Origin of the sequence: Falsiroseomonas frigidaquae, assembly GCF_012163145.1 — a bacterium.
In the GTDB taxonomy this organism is placed as follows: domain Bacteria; phylum Pseudomonadota; class Alphaproteobacteria; order Acetobacterales; family Acetobacteraceae; genus Falsiroseomonas; species Falsiroseomonas frigidaquae.
In genome coordinates this window covers 265,910-282,642 of sequence record NZ_JAAVTX010000004.1, presented here as the reverse complement: position 1 = coordinate 282,642, position 16,733 = coordinate 265,910, and the positions used below count along the sequence as shown (strand labels likewise).

The 16,733-nt window shown below is 71.2% G+C and carries 16 protein-coding genes; 10 read left to right on the top strand and 6 right to left on the bottom strand.

From position 1 onward, the window contains the following. Positions 1–12: 12 nt before the first annotated feature. Together HB662_RS13915 and HB662_RS13910 are read right to left on the bottom strand one after the other, a co-directional pair. Positions 13–510, bottom strand: coding sequence for a UPF0262 family protein (locus HB662_RS13915; RefSeq protein WP_168050417.1), 498 nt, complete (start codon positions 508–510; stop codon positions 13–15). Further along, a complete protein-coding gene (locus tag HB662_RS13910) occupies positions 503–952 on the bottom strand; it encodes a DUF983 domain-containing protein (RefSeq protein ID WP_168050416.1) in 450 nt (149 codons plus the stop codon). The genes HB662_RS13915 and HB662_RS13910 overlap by 8 nt, the downstream gene beginning before the upstream one ends. Positions 953–1,136: 184 nt before the next feature. Here HB662_RS13910 and HB662_RS13905 point away from each other — a divergent pair, with 184 nt between their 5' ends. Beyond that, the gene (locus HB662_RS13905; RefSeq protein WP_168050415.1) at positions 1,137–1,823 is read left to right on the top strand and encodes an aspartate/glutamate racemase family protein; all 687 of its coding nucleotides are present in this window, start codon (positions 1,137–1,139) and stop codon (positions 1,821–1,823) included. A gap of 52 nt (positions 1,824–1,875) precedes the next feature. On the opposite strand, the gene HB662_RS13900 is transcribed toward HB662_RS13905, so the two are convergent. Then, complete coding sequence (locus tag HB662_RS13900) at positions 1,876–2,124, bottom strand: hypothetical protein (protein ID WP_168050414.1); 249 nt, start codon at positions 2,122–2,124, stop codon at positions 1,876–1,878. A 59-nt stretch (positions 2,125–2,183) separates the two neighbouring features. Continuing rightward, entirely contained in the window at positions 2,184–3,335 is a 1,152-nt protein-coding gene (locus HB662_RS13895) for a M20/M25/M40 family metallo-hydrolase (protein ID WP_168050413.1), read from the bottom strand. 93 nt (positions 3,336–3,428) lie between these two features. Between HB662_RS13895 and HB662_RS13890 the strand changes: the two genes are divergently transcribed. The 5 genes from HB662_RS13890 to HB662_RS13870 all read left to right on the top strand — a co-directional run bounded on the left by HB662_RS13890 (position 3,429) and on the right by HB662_RS13870 (position 10,137). After that, positions 3,429–4,538: a TauD/TfdA family dioxygenase gene (locus HB662_RS13890; RefSeq protein WP_168050412.1), complete on the top strand. Its 1,110-nt coding sequence runs from the start codon at positions 3,429–3,431 to the stop codon at positions 4,536–4,538. Beyond that, positions 4,531–5,271: an aspartate/glutamate racemase family protein gene (locus HB662_RS13885; RefSeq protein WP_342449509.1), complete on the top strand. Its 741-nt coding sequence runs from the start codon at positions 4,531–4,533 to the stop codon at positions 5,269–5,271. The genes HB662_RS13890 and HB662_RS13885 overlap by 8 nt, the downstream gene beginning before the upstream one ends. A gap of 76 nt (positions 5,272–5,347) precedes the next feature. Then, the gene (gene ypfJ / locus HB662_RS13880) at positions 5,348–6,175 is read left to right on the top strand and encodes a KPN_02809 family neutral zinc metallopeptidase (RefSeq protein ID WP_168050411.1); all 828 of its coding nucleotides are present in this window, start codon (positions 5,348–5,350) and stop codon (positions 6,173–6,175) included. A gap of 29 nt (positions 6,176–6,204) precedes the next feature. Continuing rightward, positions 6,205–7,659: a M81 family metallopeptidase gene (locus tag HB662_RS13875; protein WP_168050410.1), complete on the top strand. Its 1,455-nt coding sequence runs from the start codon at positions 6,205–6,207 to the stop codon at positions 7,657–7,659. 84 nt (positions 7,660–7,743) lie between these two features. Beyond that, entirely contained in the window at positions 7,744–10,137 is a 2,394-nt protein-coding gene (locus tag HB662_RS13870) for a Calx-beta domain-containing protein (RefSeq protein WP_168050409.1), read from the top strand. 3 nt (positions 10,138–10,140) lie between these two features. Here the strand turns inward: HB662_RS13870 and HB662_RS13865 are convergent, their stop codons facing one another. After that, positions 10,141–11,124, bottom strand: a complete 984-nt coding sequence (locus tag HB662_RS13865) for a Bug family tripartite tricarboxylate transporter substrate binding protein (protein WP_168050408.1) — start codon at positions 11,122–11,124, stop codon at positions 10,141–10,143. Positions 11,125–11,213: 89 nt separating this feature from the next. Next, positions 11,214–12,224, bottom strand: coding sequence for a Bug family tripartite tricarboxylate transporter substrate binding protein (locus HB662_RS13860; RefSeq protein WP_168050407.1), 1,011 nt, complete (start codon positions 12,222–12,224; stop codon positions 11,214–11,216). A gap of 185 nt (positions 12,225–12,409) precedes the next feature. On the opposite strand from HB662_RS13860, the gene HB662_RS13855 reads away from it, so the two are divergent. From HB662_RS13855 to HB662_RS13840, 4 genes are all read left to right on the top strand, one after another. After that, positions 12,410–14,173, top strand: a complete 1,764-nt coding sequence (locus HB662_RS13855; protein WP_168050406.1) for a glucan ABC transporter ATP-binding protein/ permease — start codon at positions 12,410–12,412, stop codon at positions 14,171–14,173. A gap of 135 nt (positions 14,174–14,308) precedes the next feature. Continuing rightward, entirely contained in the window at positions 14,309–14,746 is a 438-nt protein-coding gene (locus HB662_RS13850) for a CBS domain-containing protein (RefSeq protein WP_168050405.1), read from the top strand. Between the two features lie 5 nt (positions 14,747–14,751). Next, a complete protein-coding gene (locus HB662_RS13845; RefSeq protein WP_168050404.1) occupies positions 14,752–16,314 on the top strand; it encodes an ABC transporter substrate-binding protein in 1,563 nt (520 codons plus the stop codon). Positions 16,315–16,397: 83 nt separating this feature from the next. Then, the gene (locus HB662_RS13840; RefSeq protein WP_168050403.1) at positions 16,398–16,664 is read left to right on the top strand and encodes a hypothetical protein; all 267 of its coding nucleotides are present in this window, start codon (positions 16,398–16,400) and stop codon (positions 16,662–16,664) included. Positions 16,665–16,733 lie beyond the last annotated feature (69 nt).

Below are 16,733 nucleotides of genomic sequence, written 5' to 3'. Positions count from 1 at the left end.
CGGGGCGGGGCGTCAGATCCGCTGGTGCAGGGCGCAGACCAGGGTGAACAGCCGCCGCGCCGTCTCGAAGTTGATCTCGACCTTTCCGGCGAGGCGCTCCGTCAGCAGCGTCGCGCCTTCGTTGTGCAGACCGCGGCGGCCCATGTCGATCGCCTGGATGCGGGCCTCGGAGCCGCCCTCGGCCACCGCCTTCTCATGGCTTTCGACCACCATGTGGTAGTCCTTGATCAGCCGGCGGAAAGGGCCGAGCGCCAGCACCAGCGCATGCAGCGGCGCATCCGCCGCATCGCGGATTTCCAGCATCAACCGCCCGTCGCGCACCGCGATGCCCAGTCCGAAGGGGCCGGGGCCGAGGCCCGCCGGGCGGAAGCGGTTGCCGGCCAGCAGATCCTCCACCGCCTGGCGGCGATCCGCCTCGGCATAGGGGCTGGGCAGCAGCGCATGGCCGTCCGGCAGGTCCACGCGGACCAGGTCGCGCTCCGGGGCGGCGGTGGCGGTCCTGTCAGGCATGGTCGGCGCGCGGCGGCCCCGGCGGTGGGTGGGCGGCCTCTGCCTGCGGGTCGAAGCCGAGCCGCGTCATCCAGCCCACCGTGCCGCCCTTGATCGGCCGCAGCAGAAGGGTGCAGGCGATGGTGAAGGCCGGCAGCCAGACGGCCATGTGCAGCCACATCGGCGGCATCCAGGCCTTCTCGACCCAGAAGACCGGCGGCAGCAGGATGTGGCCGGCAACGAAGATCGTGATGTAGGGCGGCAGGTCATCGGCCCGTAGCGACCCGAGCGGCGCGTGGCAGACCTCGCATTCATCGACCACCCGCAGATAGCCGCGGAAGACCTTGCCCTCGCCGCAGACCGGGCAGCGGTTGCGCATGCCCCGGCTGACCATCGTCCAGGCAGACGTGGCGGGGGTGGTGCTGTCAGCGGGTGCCGAACGGTCGGGCTCCCAGCGTGTCATGTGGCGTTCCTTTCGGCCTTCTCTCGACCGGGGAAGGAAGCCCCAGGTTCGCTTGGCCGTTGTGCGGTGCAATATGTCGTGCGAGGGTCGCCCAATCAAGCTTCCCCTTGTCTCGGGGCTCGCCCCCGCCGATCCTGCCGCAACGCGCGCCGGGCCGCAGGGGTTCGGCGGAGGAGGGTGCACGATGTCCGGCCGGATCCTGGTGATCAACCCGAACAGCAGCCGCAGCTGCACCCAGGGCATCGACCTGGCGCTGCAGGGGTTCCGCGCCCCGGGCCTGCCGCCGATCGAGGTGACGCAGCTCGATCCCGGCCCGCCCGCCATCGTCACCTGGCGCGACTGGTTCGGCGTGGCGGAACCGCTGTGCCGGCTGGTGGAGCAGGAGGCGGCGGCGGCCTATGTGGTTGCCTGCGTGTCCGACCCCGGGGTGGATGCGGTCCGCACCGTGACGCGCGCGCCGGTCTTCGGCCCGCTGCGCAGCGCGGTGGCTGCGGCGCTGGCCCGCGCGGACCGCTTCGGCATCATCGCCTTCGGCGACCCATCCCTGCCGCGCCAGCGCCGGTCGCTGCAGGCGATGGGCGTGGAAAGCCGGCTGCTCGGCCATATCCCGCTGAACCTGCCGATGGAGGTGCTGACCGACCCGGTCGCCCCCCGCGCCGCCCTGGTCGCGGCCGGCCGGCGGATCGCGGAAATGGGGGCGGAGGCGGTGATCCTGGGCTGCGCCGGCATGGCCTTCCACCGCGCGGCGGTGGAGGAGGCCTGCGGCATCCCGGTGATCGAGCCCTGCCAGGCCGCGGTGGCGCTGGCCCTGCAGGCGGTGATCGCCGCCCGCCCGGCGCAGGCGGAACGCCAGGCCCAGGCAGCGGAATAGCCTGGGCCGCAAGGTCAGGCGGAAGCGCCTGACCGCACGGAAGATACTGTTTTCAGCGGGTCGGGCGCTGCTGCGCCCGGCGACGCGCCTCCGCTTCCGCCGCCTGCTGGCGCAGCCGCTGGGTCCGGGTCAGCGGCAGCCCGTCCGTGGCGGTGGAGGAGGAAAGGTCCTGCCGCATGTTCCAGTTCTGGCCATGCACCGCGGCCGCATTCGGCCCGTTGATCGGCGCGCTCTGCGCCAGCGCCAGCCCGGGCGCCGCCGCAAGCGCCAGGACCATGGCGAAAGCCGTCGGATTCACCATCTTCTTCCCCTTGCTCGTCTGGTGGGAAGATTACCCAATTTCGCGACGCCGCACGAATCTCAAGAAAGCGTCGTGAGCAACCCCGCGAACAGCCTCGCCCGCGGCACCAGGCTGCCGATCGCGATGTGCTCATCCAGCGTATGCGCCCCGGCGCCGGCCACGCCGAGGCCATCCAGCGTCGGGATGCCCATGGCGCCGGTGAAATTGCCGTCCGAGCCGCCGCCGGAGGATTGCGGCGGAATGGCGAAGCCGAGCTTCCCGGCAATGCCGTTCGCCACGTCATACAGCGCGCGGGTGCCCGCATCCGCCTCCCACACCGGCCGGGTCACGCCGCGCGTCACCGCCAGCGCCACGTCTGGCGCGCTGGGCTGCAGCGCCAGCATGCGGGCGACGCCGGCATCGAGGTCCGCCTGGCGCTTGGCCATGGACAGCACTTCCGCATCGCAATGCGTCGCCACGCAGTTCACCCATTGCCCGCCATGGATGACGCCGGCGGAGAAGGTGCAGTCCTCCGTCGTCATCGCCTCGATCGCCAGCACCTGGCGGCACATTTCCCGGATGGCCGAGCGGCCCTCGCCGAGGGTGATGCCGGCATGGCTGGGGCGGCCGGTGGTGCGCAGGTTGAAGCGGGCGATGGCATAGCGGCCGGTGACCACGCCGCCATCCGGCCGGGCGGGCTCGGGCACCAGCACGTAGCGGGCGCGGCGGGCCTCGGCCTCGATCAGGTCGCGGGTGGAGGGGCTGCCGACTTCCTCGTCCGAGGTCAGCAGGAAGGTGACGGGCAGGGGCGTGGTGACCCCGGCGCGCAGCACCTGGCGCATCGCCTCCATCGCCAGGAAGGTTCCGCCCTTCATGTCGAAGATGCCCGGCCCGCGGCAGGTGCCGCCATCCCGCTTCCAGGGCAGTTTCGCCAATGTGCCGATCGGGTGCACCGTATCCAGGTGTGCCAGGACCAGGATGCCGGGCGCGGTGTCCCCGGCCGGGTGGGGGAACCGGGCGCGGACGCAGTCACCGAAGCCCATGCGGCCGGCAATGCGTTCCACCCGAGCGCCGGCCATCGCCATGTCGCGGCCGGCCAGGTCCATCATGCGGCCTACCGCGGCGGCGTCGAAGGTCGGGCTTTCGCATTCCACCCAGGGCCGCAGCCCGTCCAGCATCGCCTCCGTGTCGAAGGGCAGGTCGAGGTGCGGGGCGGGGGCGGATTCGGCCATTTGCGGTCTCCCAGGTAAGCGCACAGCCTGGGGGCAGGGCGGGCCGCAAGGCAAGATGTGGCGGCCGGCGCAAGGGCTGGTAGTGTGGCGGCGATGAGTGACACGCCCCAGGCTTCCCAAAGCGCCAATCCCCCCCTGGTCCCGCCCCGCCCGCGCATCGTGCCGCAGGCCGGGCAGGCGGCCTGGCGGGCCGCGGACCTCCGCACCTCCGACTGGATGATTCCGCTGGGGGCGGAAGATCTGGCGGAGCTGGAACAGGCACTGACCGCGCTCGGCGGCCGCGCCCCGCAATCCGCGGCCGAGGCGCCGCTGCCGCATCTGGGCGCGGTGCTGCGCGGCGCCGCGACGCGGCTGGATACCGGCCGCGGCTTCGTGCTGCTGCGCGGCCTGACGCTGGAACGGCTGGGGGAGGCGCTGGCCGAGCCGCTGCTGGTGGCGCTCGGCGCCCATCTCGGGCGGCCATTGCCGGGACTGGGAGGCGCGGTGCAGCGCATGGTCTCCGCCGCCGGCGGGGCGCTGCGCTGGCGCTTCCATGCCGATGCGGCAGATATCGTCGCGCTGCTGGTGCTGCGCCAGCCGCCCGATGTGGACCCGGCCATGCTGGTCGCCGCGGCCTCCGTGCACAATGAAATGATGAAGCGCGACCGCGCGGCGCTGGAATTGCTGTACCGGCCGATGCCGCACGCGACCCCGACCGGGGAGGTGATCGACCTGCCGGTGTTCAGCACCGCCTCCGGCGCCTTCGTCGGCCGCTATGCGCGCGACTCGATCGATGCCGCGCAGCGCGTGCCCCAGACGCCGCGATTGACCGGGCCGCAGATGCAGGCGCTGGACCTGCTCGACAGCCTCTGCGCCGAGCCGGGCCTGGCGCTGCGGATGGATGTGCGGCCCGGCGACGTGCTGCTGTTCAACCCGCTGCAGGTCTGGAAGCGCCGCGCAGAGAGCCTGGCCGAATTGCCGGCCGAGCCGCTGCCGGCCGACCCGGTGCCGGTGACGCCCGAGGCCGCTGCGGAAGCCGGTTCCCAGCCCGGCGCCATGGCGGAGCCACTGCCACCCGCGCCACCCCCGTCGCCTGCCAGCCCGGGCAAGCGGGAGGCGCTGCGCCTGCTGCTGCTGACCGAATCCTCCCGCGCCCTGCCGGAAGGCCTGCTGGCACTGGCCGGCGCCTCGGCGGCGCCGGGCGGCACCATGGTCGGTGGCTGAACCCATGCGGATCCTGGTGGCGAACGCCAACACGACGGAGGCCATCACGCAGGCCTGCGTCGCGGCGGCCCGGGCGGCAGCGGCGCCGGGCACGCAGATCATCGGCGCGACACCCGGCTTCGGCCCGGCGGTGATCTCGACGCGGGTGGAGAACGCCATCGCCGCCCATGCGCTGCTGGCGACGCTGGCGGAACATGCCGGCGCGGTGGAGGCGGTGGTGCTGGCGGTGAGCCACGACACGGCGCTGGATGCGGCGCGGCAGATGATGCCCTGCCCGGTGCTCGGCATGACGGAGGCCGCCTGCCTGACCGCCTGCCTGCTGGGCGGCAGCTTCGGCGTGCTGACGCTCGGCCAGGCGCGGCCCTATGAGGAACTGGTGGCGCGCCACGGCCTGGCGGCGCGCTGCGCGGAGGTGGTGGGCCTGCCGCTGACGCCGCAGCAGGCCATCGCGGACCCGGACGGCGCGGCGGCGCAGGTGCTGGCGGCGGCGGAGGCGATGGCGGCGCGTTGCGATTCGGTGGTGCTGGGTGGCGCCGCGCTGGCCGGGTTGGCGGCCGGGCTGCAGGCGCGTTCCCCGGTGCCGCTGCTGGATGGCATCGCCTGCGCCGTGACGCTGGCCGAGGCGATGGTGCGGATGCGCCTGCCGAAGCCGCGCGCCGGCAGCTATGCCGCGCCGCAGGGGCGCGAGGCGATCGGGCTGAGCCCGGCGCTGGCCGCGCTGCTGCGCGGCTGAATGCCCGGCTTGCTGCTGCGCGGCTGAAACTCCACCACCCCGCGGACGTTGCTGCCCCGACACGGAGGGTGCGGCGATGCGGTTGGGCGGTGGGCGCGAAAGCGGCAATGTCGAGGATCGTCGCGGCATGCGGGTTGGCCGCGGCGGAATCGCGATCGGTGGCGGCTTGGGCGGCGTGGTGCTGGTGGTGCTGGCGCTGCTGTTCGGCGTCGATCCCAGTGTGATCCTGTCCGGCATGGACCCGGCACCGCAAACCCAGACCCAGACGCGCCAGGGCGCGCCGGCGCAGGACGAGGGCGCGCGCTTCGTGCGCCGCGTGCTGGCCGAGACAGAGGATGTCTGGACGCCGCTTTTCGCGGAGAATGGCCGCCGCTACGACGCGCCGACGCTGGTGCTGTTCAGCGGCGCCGTGCAATCCGCCTGTGGCGTGGCGCAGGCGACGGTCGGCCCGTTCTACTGCCCCGGTGACCGGCAGGTGTATATCGACCTCGAATTCCTGGCGGAAATGCAGCGCCGCCTCGGCGCGCCGGGCGATTTCGCCGCCGCCTATGTGATCGCGCATGAGGTCGGGCACCATGTGCAGAACCAGCTCGGCCTGCTGCGCCAGGGCCAGCAATCCAACGACATGCAGGTGCGGGTGGAGTTGCAGGCGGATTGCCTGGCCGGCCTCTGGGCGCGCCGGGCGCAGGATGCGCGGCAGATCCTGGAGGATGGCGATATCGAGGAAGGCCTTGGTGCCGCCGCCGCCGTGGGCGATGACCGGCTGCAGCGCCGTGGCGGTAGCCAGGTGGTACCGGAGAGCTTCACCCACGGCACCTCCGCGCAGCGGGTGCGCTGGTTCCGCGCCGGGCTGCAGAACGGTACGCTGGAAGCCTGCGATACCTTCGCGCCGCGCCAGCTTTAGTCTTTCGGCGAACCCGCTAGACTGGGGCCATGCCGAAGATCGCTGTCGCCCGCCTCTGGTTCGAGGGTAACTCCTTCTCCCCCACCCCGACCGAGCCGGAGGCGTTGCGCTCCCGCGAATGGGTTTCCGGCGCGGCGGCGCTGGAACGCTATGCCGGCACCGGCACGGAGCTCGGCGGGCTGGCGCGCTTCCTGGAGGCGCGCCCCGGCTGGCAGGCGACGGTGCTGCGCTGCACCTCCGCGCAGCCCGGCGGCCCGCTGACGCGGGCGGCCTTCGAGGGCTGGCTTGGGGAAGTGCTGGAAGGGCTGCGCGCGGGCGCGCCCTGGGATGGTGTGTACCTGTCCCTGCACGGCGCCTGCGTGGCGGAGGATGTGCCGGCGGCGGACCTGCACATCGTCCGCCGGGTGCGGGACCTGATCGGCGCGACGCCGCTCACCGCCAGCTTCGATTTCCACGGCAACATGGCGCCGGAACTCGCCACGCTGCTGGATGGCGCCAGCGTCTATCGCACCTATCCGCATCTCGACATGGACGCGACGGCGCTGCGCGCGCTGGCGCTGCTGGAACGCCGCATGGCCGGCGAGCGGCTGCATGGCGCCATCCTGAAACTGCCGGTCGTGCTGCATTCCTTCCATATGCGCTCCGAATCCGGGCCGATGGCGGAGGTCTGGGCGGAGGCGGCGGCGCTGCAGGATGAGGTGGTGCTGGAAGCCGCGCCCTTCGGCGGCTTCTCCTGGGGCGATACGCCTTTCGCCGGGCCCTCCGGCATGGCCTGGGCGACCAGCGCCGAGGCCGCCACTCGGGCCGCGCAGGCCGTGATCGGCGCCATCGAACGCCGCCTGCCGCGCTTCGCCGTGACGCTGCCGGGGGCGCGGGAGGCGCTGGCCACGGCACTCGCCGCGCCGGCCGGCCTGGTGGCGCTGCTCGATCCGGCGGACAACCCGCTTTCCGGCGGCGTCGCCGACAGCCCCGGCCTGCTGCGTGTGCTGGTGGAGGCCGCGCCCGGCGTGCCCACCGTCTTCGCCTTCCTGCACGATCCGGCCAGCGTCGCCGCTGCCCAGGCAGCGGGGCAGGGCGGCGTGGCGGATTTCGCGCTCGGCGGCCGCACCACGGTGGATTTCGGCCCGCCCGTCACCGTCACCGCCACGGTGGAGCGGCTGACCGATGGGCTGTTCACCAATGAAGGGCCGATGGAACGCGGCGCGCCGGTGGATCTCGGCGCCACCGCGGTGCTGCGGGTCGGCGACTGGCTGCGCATCATCGTCACCAGCCGGAAGGAGGCGGCGGTGGACCCGGCCTTCTTCGCGCTGCACGGCATCGACCTGGGCGCCACGCGCATCCTGGCGAACAAGGCGAAGAACCATTTCCGCGCCGCCTTCGCCGGGCGCTGCGCCGCCATCGTGGAATGCGACTGCCCCGGCCCGGCGGCGCTGGACCTGGCGGGGCTGCCCTTCCGCCATGTTCCGGCCGCCTGGCGAAACTGAAGCCGAAAATCTCGATACCGGAACGGCTTGACCGGCCGAATCGCGACGTGGGATGAAGTGCCGCGACGTCGCGGGGAGGGCAGGATGCCGGTTGAGGTCGCGTTTTCCCGCAGCAGTGACTGGGGGCATGGCTTCGTCGGCCAGGTGGTGCTGGATACGGACCGCGCCCTGGCCGGCTGGACGCTCGCCTTCGACGCCGGCTTCATCATCGATAACATCTGGGGCGCGGAAGTCGTCAGCCAGGCGGATGGCCGCGTGGTGCTGCGGAACGCGCCCTGGAACGCCGATGTGCCGGCCGGTGGCCGCATCACGCTCGGCTTCACCGCCGGGCCCGGCGGCAGCGTCCCCGACCCCTCCGACTGGCAACTGGATGTGCCGGGGCTGGTGCCGCCGACACCGCCGGAGGTGGATATCGCCGGTGTCACGATGTTGGAATCCGAGGGCGTGGCGCTGTTCCGCATCGGCCTGAGCCATGCGGCCACCGCCCCCGTGACGGTGAGCTACGCGACCGAGGCCGGCACGGCGCGGGCCGGGACGGATTTCCGGGCCGCGCTCGGCAGCGTCACCTTCGCCGCGGGCGAAACGAGCCGTGTGGTCGCCGTCACCCTGGTCGATGACGCGGTGGCCGAAGGCACCGAGAGCTTCAACCTGCGCCTGACCGGCGCCAGCGGCGGCACGCTGGGCGCGGCGGTGGCGGAGGCCGTCGTGCTGAACGATGACGGGCCGCGCATCGAGATCGCCGATGCCAGCGTGGTGGAGCGCAATTCCGGCCAGGCCAGCCTGAGCTTCACCGTGACGCTGGCGGAGGCTTCCACCAAGGCCGTGCTGGTGCGCTTCGCCACGGCGGATGGCACCGCGGTGGCCGGCGAGGACTACCTGGCCAGCAGCGGCACGCTGCGCTTCGACCCCGGCGAGACCAGCCGCAACATCGTGGTGAAGGTGCTGGGCGACCGGGTGATCGAGGCGGATGAGACGGTGCTGCTGCACCTGTCGCATGCCGTGCGCGGCGTGCTGGCGGACGGGGCCGCGACCGGGACCCTCCGCAACGACGACCTGCCGCGGCTGATGACCGCCGATGCCGCGACCATCACCGAAGGCGACCCGGGTGGCAGGGGCCTGCAGGGCGTGCTGTCCACCGCCGGGCGGGAGATCGTGGACGCGACCGGCGCCCCAGCCCGCATCGCCGCGTTGAACTGGTTCGGGATGGAGACCACCGCCTTCGCGCCGCATGGGCTGCATCTGCGCAACTGGCGGGAGATGATGGAGCAGATGGCGGAACTCGGCTTCAACGCCATCCGCCTGCCCTTCTCGGCCGAGGCGATCCAGAAGGGCGGCACGCCCAATGGCATCGATTTCCGGCTGAACCCGGATCTTGCTGGCCTGACGCCGGTCCAGATCATCGACCGCATCGTGGAACATGCCGGGGAAATCGGCCTGCGGATCATCCTGGACCACCACCGCAGCAGCGCCGGCAATGGCCCGAACGGCAACGGGCTGTGGTACGAGGGCGAATACACCACGGCGCGCTGGGTGAAGATGTGGGAGGAACTGGCAACGCGCTATGCCGGCAACCCCACCGTGATCGGCGCGGACCTGCACAACGAACCGCATGGCGCCAACTGGAAATCCTGGGCAACGGCGGCGGAGATCGCGGGCAACGCCGTGCTGGCGAAGAACCCGGACTGGCTGATCCTGGTGGAAGGCGTCGGCCAGCACGATGGCGAGCATTACTGGTGGGGCGGCAACCTGGCCGGGGCGCGGGACCGGCCGATCCTGCTGAACCAGCCGGACAAGCTGGTCTATGCGCCGCACGACTATCCGAACTCGGTCTTCCCGCAGCCCTTCTTCTACGCCGCCGATTTCCCGGACAACCTGCCCGCCATCTTCGATCGCATGTGGGGCTATCTGTGGCGGGAGGGGACGGCCCCGGTGCTGGTCGGCGAACTCGGCTCCCGCCTGACGGACCCGCGCGACCAGGCCTGGATGGAGAAAATCACCGCCTATCTCGGCGGGGATACGAATGCCGATGGGGTGCAGGATGTGGCGGGTGCCGGCGTGTCCTATGCCTGGTGGTCCTGGAACCCCAATTCCGGCGACACCGGCGGCATCCTGGCCGATGACTGGCACAGCGTGAATTTCGACAAGATCGCGGCGCTGCAGCCGATCCTGCCCGATGTCGCGCAGGCCTCGCGCCAGGCGGTGTTCACCGTCAGCCTGACGGCGCCGGGCGTGGCGCCGGTGACGGTGGGTTGGCAGACCATGCCCGGCACGGCGGATGAGACCGATTACGTCGCCGCCGCCGGCACGCTGGTCTTCGCCCCGGGCGAGACCAGCAAGACCGTCGCCATCACGCTGCGGCCGGATGAGGTTGCGGAGGGCACGGAGTGGTTCCGCCTGGCGCTGACCAGCCCGGATGGGGCGACCATCGCCGATGGCAACGGCATCGCCCGCATCACCGATGACGACTGGGTGGTGTGAGGCTCAGTCCAGCCGCGCGCCGGCCAGCCGCACCACTTCCTGCCACTTGGTGTTCTCCGCCCGGATGAAGGCGGCGAATTCGTCGGGGCCGAGCGGGAAGGGCTCGGCGCCGATGCTGCGCTGGCGCTCCACCACCTCCGGGTTGCGGGAGATCTCGGCGATCGCGGTGGCGTAGCGGTCCAGGATCGGGCGCGGCATGCGGGAAGGCGCCTGCACGCCGAACCAGGCCACCGCCTCGAAGCCCGCGATGCCGGATTCCTGCACGGTCGGTACCTCCGGCAGCGCAAACCAGCGATCCTTGCTGGTCACGGCGATGATCTTCATGCGGCCCTCCCGCGCATGCGGCAGGTAGGCCGGCAGGTTGTCCACCGCAACATCGATGTTGCCCGCGATCAGGTCCGGAATCACGCCGCCGGTGCCGCGATAGGGCACATGCGTCATCTCGATCCCGGCGCGGACCTTCAGGTATTCGCCGGACAGGTGGCCGGAGGTGCCGTTGCCCGGCGTGCCGTAGTTCAGCTTGCCCGGATTGGCCTTCGCATGGGCCAGGAACTCCGCGAAATTCCGCACCGGCAGGTTGGCATTCACCATGATGCCGTTCGCGACCAGGTTGGCCAGCGCGACGGCGGAGAGATCCTCCGGCTTGTAGGGCATGCGGCTGTAGAGGAACTGGTTGATGCTGGCGGTGCCGATCGTGCACATCAGCAGCGTGTGCCCATCCGGGTCTGCCTTGGCCACCATGTCCGCGCCGAGGTTGCCACCGGCGCCCGGGCGGTTGTCCACCACCACCGGCTGGCCGAGCATCGGCGACAGGCGCTCGGCCAGCAGCCGCGCGGTCAGGTCCGTAGCCCCGCCGCCCTGGAACGGCACCACGATCCGCACGGGGCGGGAGGGGGCCCAGGGGGCCTGGCCGGATTGGGCGGCGGCCTGGCCGATGAAGGGCAGGGCGAGGGCGGCGCCAAGGGCGCCGCGGCGGCTGAGGGTCATGCTGGTCGAGGTCTCCCGATTTGCGGCCCCAGGTATTCGGCGCAGCGGGCGGGCACAAGGCCCACCCGCCTCACGGAACGGCCAGCCCGCTATTCGACCCGGGCGCCGGAGCGGCGGACCACCTCGGCCCATTTGGTGATCTCGGCCTTCACGAAGGCGTCGAAGGTCTCCGGGCTGGTGCCGCCATCCGGCGTCAGGTTGGGCGGCATGCCGCCGAGATCGGCCAGGCGGCGCTGCATTTCCGGCTGGCGGATCACGTAATTCAGCTCGTCCGAGATGCGCTTCAGCACCGCGGCCGGGGTGCGGGCGGGCGCCTGCACGCCGAACCAGGCAGTCGCCTCCACGCCCGGGAAGCCTGCTTCCGCCGTGGTCGGCACCTCCGGCATCGCCGGGGAGCGTTCCTTGGTGGTCACCGCCAGCGGTCGCAGGCGGCCGTCGCGCAGATGGCCGATGGCGGAGGGCAGGTTGTCCACGCCCACCTCCACCCGGCCGGCGATGATCTCCTGCAGCATCGGGCCGGCGCCGCGGAACGGCACGTGGATCATGTCGATCCCGGCCTCCAGCTTCAGCAATTCGCCGGTCATGTGCAGCGAGGTGCCGGCGCCGGAGGAGCCGATGTTGAGCGCGCCGGGCCGGGCCTTGGCGTAGTCCACCAGTTCCCGCAGCGTGCGGACCGGAAGCTCCGGCGTCACGAAGATGGCGTTCGGCACCCGCAGCATCATGCCGACGGCGGCCAGGTCCTCCGGCTTCACCGGCATGCGGCTGCCATACAGCGCGTAGTTGATGGCGCCGCCGCTGATGGTCTGCATCAGCAGCGTGTGACCATCCGGCTCCGCCTTGGCGACCACGTCATTGGCAAGGTTGCCGCCTGCGCCGGGCCGGTTTTCCACCACCACCTGGCCGCCCAGGCGCCGGGCAAGGGGCTCGGACAGCAGGCGGGCGGCGATGTCGGTGGTGCCGGCGGGCGGGAAGCCGACGACCAGGCGGATCGGCCGGGTCGGGCTCCAGCCCTGGTTCGCCCCCTGGGCGCGGGCAAGCCCCGGCAGCAGGGCGGGGGCGGCGAGACCGGCGCCAAGCAGGGCGCGGCGGGCAATGGTCATCGGAAAGCATCCTCCACAATCTGGCTGCGGAAACTTCTGCCCCGCTCTGCCGCTTGCATCCTGTTCCCGCCGTGTCCGCGCTGCAACTTGCAAGATGGCCGCTTTTTCGCGACTCCTGGGCCGCCTCCCCCCGGCGCCGGGCAGAGTCGGGCGCCCGGAGATGGGGGAGGGAGGGGTCCCGGCGTATGCGCTTCCTGCGGCTGTATCTTCGGGTGCTCCAGCTTCTTGGGCCGGATCGCTGGATCGCCTATGGCCTTGGCTTCGCGGCACTGGCGCTGGCCGGGCTGCAGTTCCTGGAGCCTGTGCTGTTCGGCCGGGTGATCGACCTGCTGTCGCGGTCGGAACGCATGACCAGCAGCAGCCTGTGGACGGAGGCACTGTCCCTGCTCGTGCTGTGGGCGGCGGTCGGGCTATCCGCGATCGGCGCCAATGTCGCCGTGGCGCTGCTGTCGGACCGCATGGCGCACCGCAACCGCCTGACCATCATGGCGCGCTATTTCGAGCATGTGCTGTCGCTGCCGGTGTCCTTCCATGGCGATACGCAGTCCGGCCGGCTGATGAAGGTGATGCTGGTCGGTGCGGACAACCTGTTCGGCCTGTGGCTGTCCTTCTTCCGCGAGCACCTGACCACCTTCATCGCCGCCATCGTGCTGCTGCCGCTGACGTTGGTGATGAACTGGCGGCTCGGCCTGCTGCTGATTGCGCTGGTGGTGCTGTTCGCGCTGGTTTCCGCCTGGGTGATCCAGAAGACGGAGGAAGCGCAGGGCCGCGTGGAGACGTTGCAGTCGCGCCTGGCCGGCAATGCGCAGGATGCGCTGTCCAACGTCGTGGTGGTGCAGTCCTTCTCCCGCCTCACATCGGAAGCGCGGCTGTTCGGCGACATCGTGCGGGAGGTGCTGCACCATCAGTTCCCGGTGCTGAACTGGTGGGCCGTGGTGTCCGTGCTGACGCGCGCGGCCTCCACCATCACGGTCATCGCCATCTTCGTGCTGGGCACCGTGCTGCATGTGCAGGGCCAGGCGACGGTGGGGGAGATCGTGTCCTTCATGGGCTTCGCCACGCTGCTGATCGGGCGGCTGGAGGGCGCGGTCGGCTTCGTCTCCCGCATGGTGTTCCAGATGCCGTCGCTGGAGGAGTTCTTCGCGGTGCTCGATGCCAGGTCGTCCGTGCCGGAGAAGCCGGATGCGCTGAACCTGCAGCGGGCCGAGGGCGCCGTGAAGTTCGAGAATGTCGGCTTCGCCTATCCTGGCGGCCCGCCGATCCTGCGCGAGGTGGACATGGATGCGCCGCCCGGGCGCACCATCGCGCTGGTCGGCCAGACCGGGGCGGGCAAATCCACCGCCATGGCGCTGCTGCAGCGGCTGTGGGATCCGTCCGAGGGGCGCATCACGCTGGATGGCCACGACCTGCGCGACCTGACGCTGGACAGCCTGCGGCGCAATGTCGGCGTGGTGTTCCAGGAAAGCCTGCTGTTCAACCGCACCATCCGCGCCAACCTGCTGATCGGCCGCCCCGATGCGACGCAGGAGGATCTGGAGCGCTGCTGCCGGATGGCGGAGGCGCATGACTTCATCGCCGCCAAGCCGCAGGGCTACGACACGCTGATCGGCGAGCGCGGCACCTCGCTCTCCGGCGGGCAGCGCCAGCGGCTGGCGATCGCGCGGGCGCTGCTGAAGGACCCGCCGGTGCTGATCCTGGACGAGGCGACCAGCGCGCTGGATGCCGCGACGGAAGCCCGCGTGCAGCGCGCGCTGCGGGCGCTGATGGCCGGCCGCACCACCTTCGTCATCGCCCACCGCCTGTCCACCGTGCGGGATGCGGATGAGATCCTGGTCTTCGAGCAGGGCCATGTGATGGAACGCGGCAGCTTCGCGGAGCTGGTGGCGCTGGATGGGCGCTTTGCCGAACTGGTGCGGACGCAGCTGACGGGGGAAAGCGCGCCGGCCTGACCGGGGCGGTGCACAACTTATGCGGGTGTGGTCGCCGCCCTGCACGCAAAGCTTGAACCGGACCTGTCCTCCCTGTCACGATCGCCCGGCGGGGGGACGCCGCTGCGCGTCCTCCCGCATCGGGAGGATACAACCATGACCATCGCCATCATCCTGCGCCGCAAGGGCGCGGATGTGATATCGGTCGCCGCGCAAGACGAGGTGGGCCGCGTTGCCCAGGTGCTGTCGGAGAACCGCATCGGTGCCGCGCTGGTGCGCGACGGCGGCGGCGACGTGCTGGGCATCGTCAGTGAACGCGACATCGTCCGCGCCATCGGCGCCCATGGTGCGGATGCCGTGACGATGCCGGTCGCGCAGTTGATGACCCGCGCGCTGCATACCGTGACGCCACGCACCCGGATTCCGGAGGCGCTGGCGCTGATGACGGATCGCCGCGTTCGTCACTTGCCGGTCATCGACGAGGATGGCAGCCTCGCCGGGATGGTCTCGATCGGCGACCTGGTGAAGGCGCGCATCGAGGAAGCGGTCCATGAGGCCGAGGAACTGCGGCACTACGTCGAAAGCGCGGGGTGATACGAATGCGGCTCGGGGTTCTGACGACCATTTTCGCTGCGGCCAGCACGGCCGTCTTCGCCCAGAACCTTACGGTCGCGACCGGCGCGCCGCCGACTTCCGTGGATCCGCATTTCTACAACGCGGCGCCCAACTTCGCGCTGTCGATGCACATCTTCGACCGGCTGGTGGAGCGCGATGCGGAGGTGAAGCCCTATCCCGGCCTCGCCGCATCCTGGGACGCGATCGCGCCCACCGTGTGGGAATTCAAGCTGCGGCCGGGCGTCACCTGGCATGACGGCACGCCCTTCACGGCGGAGGACGTCGCCTTTTCCGTCGCGCGTCCGCCGACGGTGCCGAACAGCCCGGCCAGCTTCAGCCCCTTCGTACGCGCCATCCAGCGTACGGAGATCGTCGATTCCCACACCGTGCGCTTCCACACCGCCGCGCCGCACCCGCTGCTGCCGGTGGAGCTCGGCTCCATCGCCATCGTCGCGAAACATGCGGTGGAGGGCCGCGGCACGGAGGATTTCAATTCCGGCCGCGCCGCCATCGGCACCGGCCCCTACCGCATCGCCAGCTCGATTCCCGGTGACCGGTTCGAGCTGGTGCGGAACGATGCGTGGTTCGGTCCGCGCCAGCCCTGGGAACGCGTGACCTACCGCGTCGTCGCGAATGACACGGCGCGGGTTTCCGCATTGCTCGCCGGCGATGTGGACCTGATCGACCAGGTGCCGTCCACGGACCTCGCGCGCCTGCGCCGCGACAACCGCGTCTCCATCGCCGAGGTGCAGGGATTGCGGCTGATCTTCATTGCCTTCGACCGTTCCCGCCGCGGCAACCTGCCGCTGGTGACCGACAATGACGGGCGGCCGATGGAGGTGAACCCGTTCGACGATGTGCGCGTGCGCCTCGCGCTGACCATCTCGGTGAACCGGCAGGCGCTGGTCGAGCGGGTGATGGAGGGCGCGGCCGCGCCCGCCGGACAATGGATGCCACCCGGCACCACGACCCACGCGCCGGAGGTTCCGGTGCCGGAATACGACCCGGAAGGCGCCCGCCGGCTGCTGGCCGAGGCCGGCTACCCGGACGGCTTCCGGATGACGCTGTTCACGCCGAATGACCGCTACCCGAACGATGCTCGCACCGCCCAGGCGGTGGCGCAGATGTGGACGCGCATCGGCGTGCGCACGGCGGTGGAGGCGCTGCCCTGGTCGAGCTACTCCGGCCGTTCCTCGCGCCAGGAATTTCCCATCCGCCTGGCCGGCTGGGGATCTTCCACCGGGGAGGCGGGCAGTTTCCTGATCAGCGTGCTCGGCACCTTCGATCGCCGGGCGCAGCGCGGCGCGGCGAATGCGGCGCGCTATTCCAACCCGGAGCTGGACGCGCTGACCGACCGCGCGGCGACGCTGCTGAAGCTGGAGGATCGCGCGGCGGTGCTGCGCCAGGCGATCCGGCTTGCGACCGACGACGTGGCGATGGTGCCGCTGCACAACATCACCAATTCCTGGGCCACCCGCCGCGGACTGGTGCATCAGCCGCGGATGGATGAGCGCACGGTGGCCATGGGAACCCGCCCGGCCAACTGAACCGGGCGCCCTTGATTCACGTCAAGGACCAGGCGGCTGCGCGGACCGAAACTGCCCTGGCAACAACGCCAGGGACCGCATTCATGAACCACCAGCACCGCAAGGTCCTGCACGCGCTTTTCGCGCACCCCGTCAGCGCCAACATCGACCCGAAGCAGGCCTTCGCGGTGCTGGAGGCGGTGGGCGCGGAAGTGAGCACCGGCGGGCATGGCCAGGTGAAGGTCGCACTCGCCGGCCGCACGCACGGCTTCCACGACACCCAGCACAGCCTGTCGAAGGAGGAGGTGGTGGAGATGCGGAAGTTCCTGGCCGCCGCCGGCATCGATCCGGCGCGGGACTATCCGCTGTAACCAGGGTCCTGCCCAAGGGGGTTGCTCATCCGGCCGGTTGAGGGCGATGCTCGCGCCACGGAGAGCAAC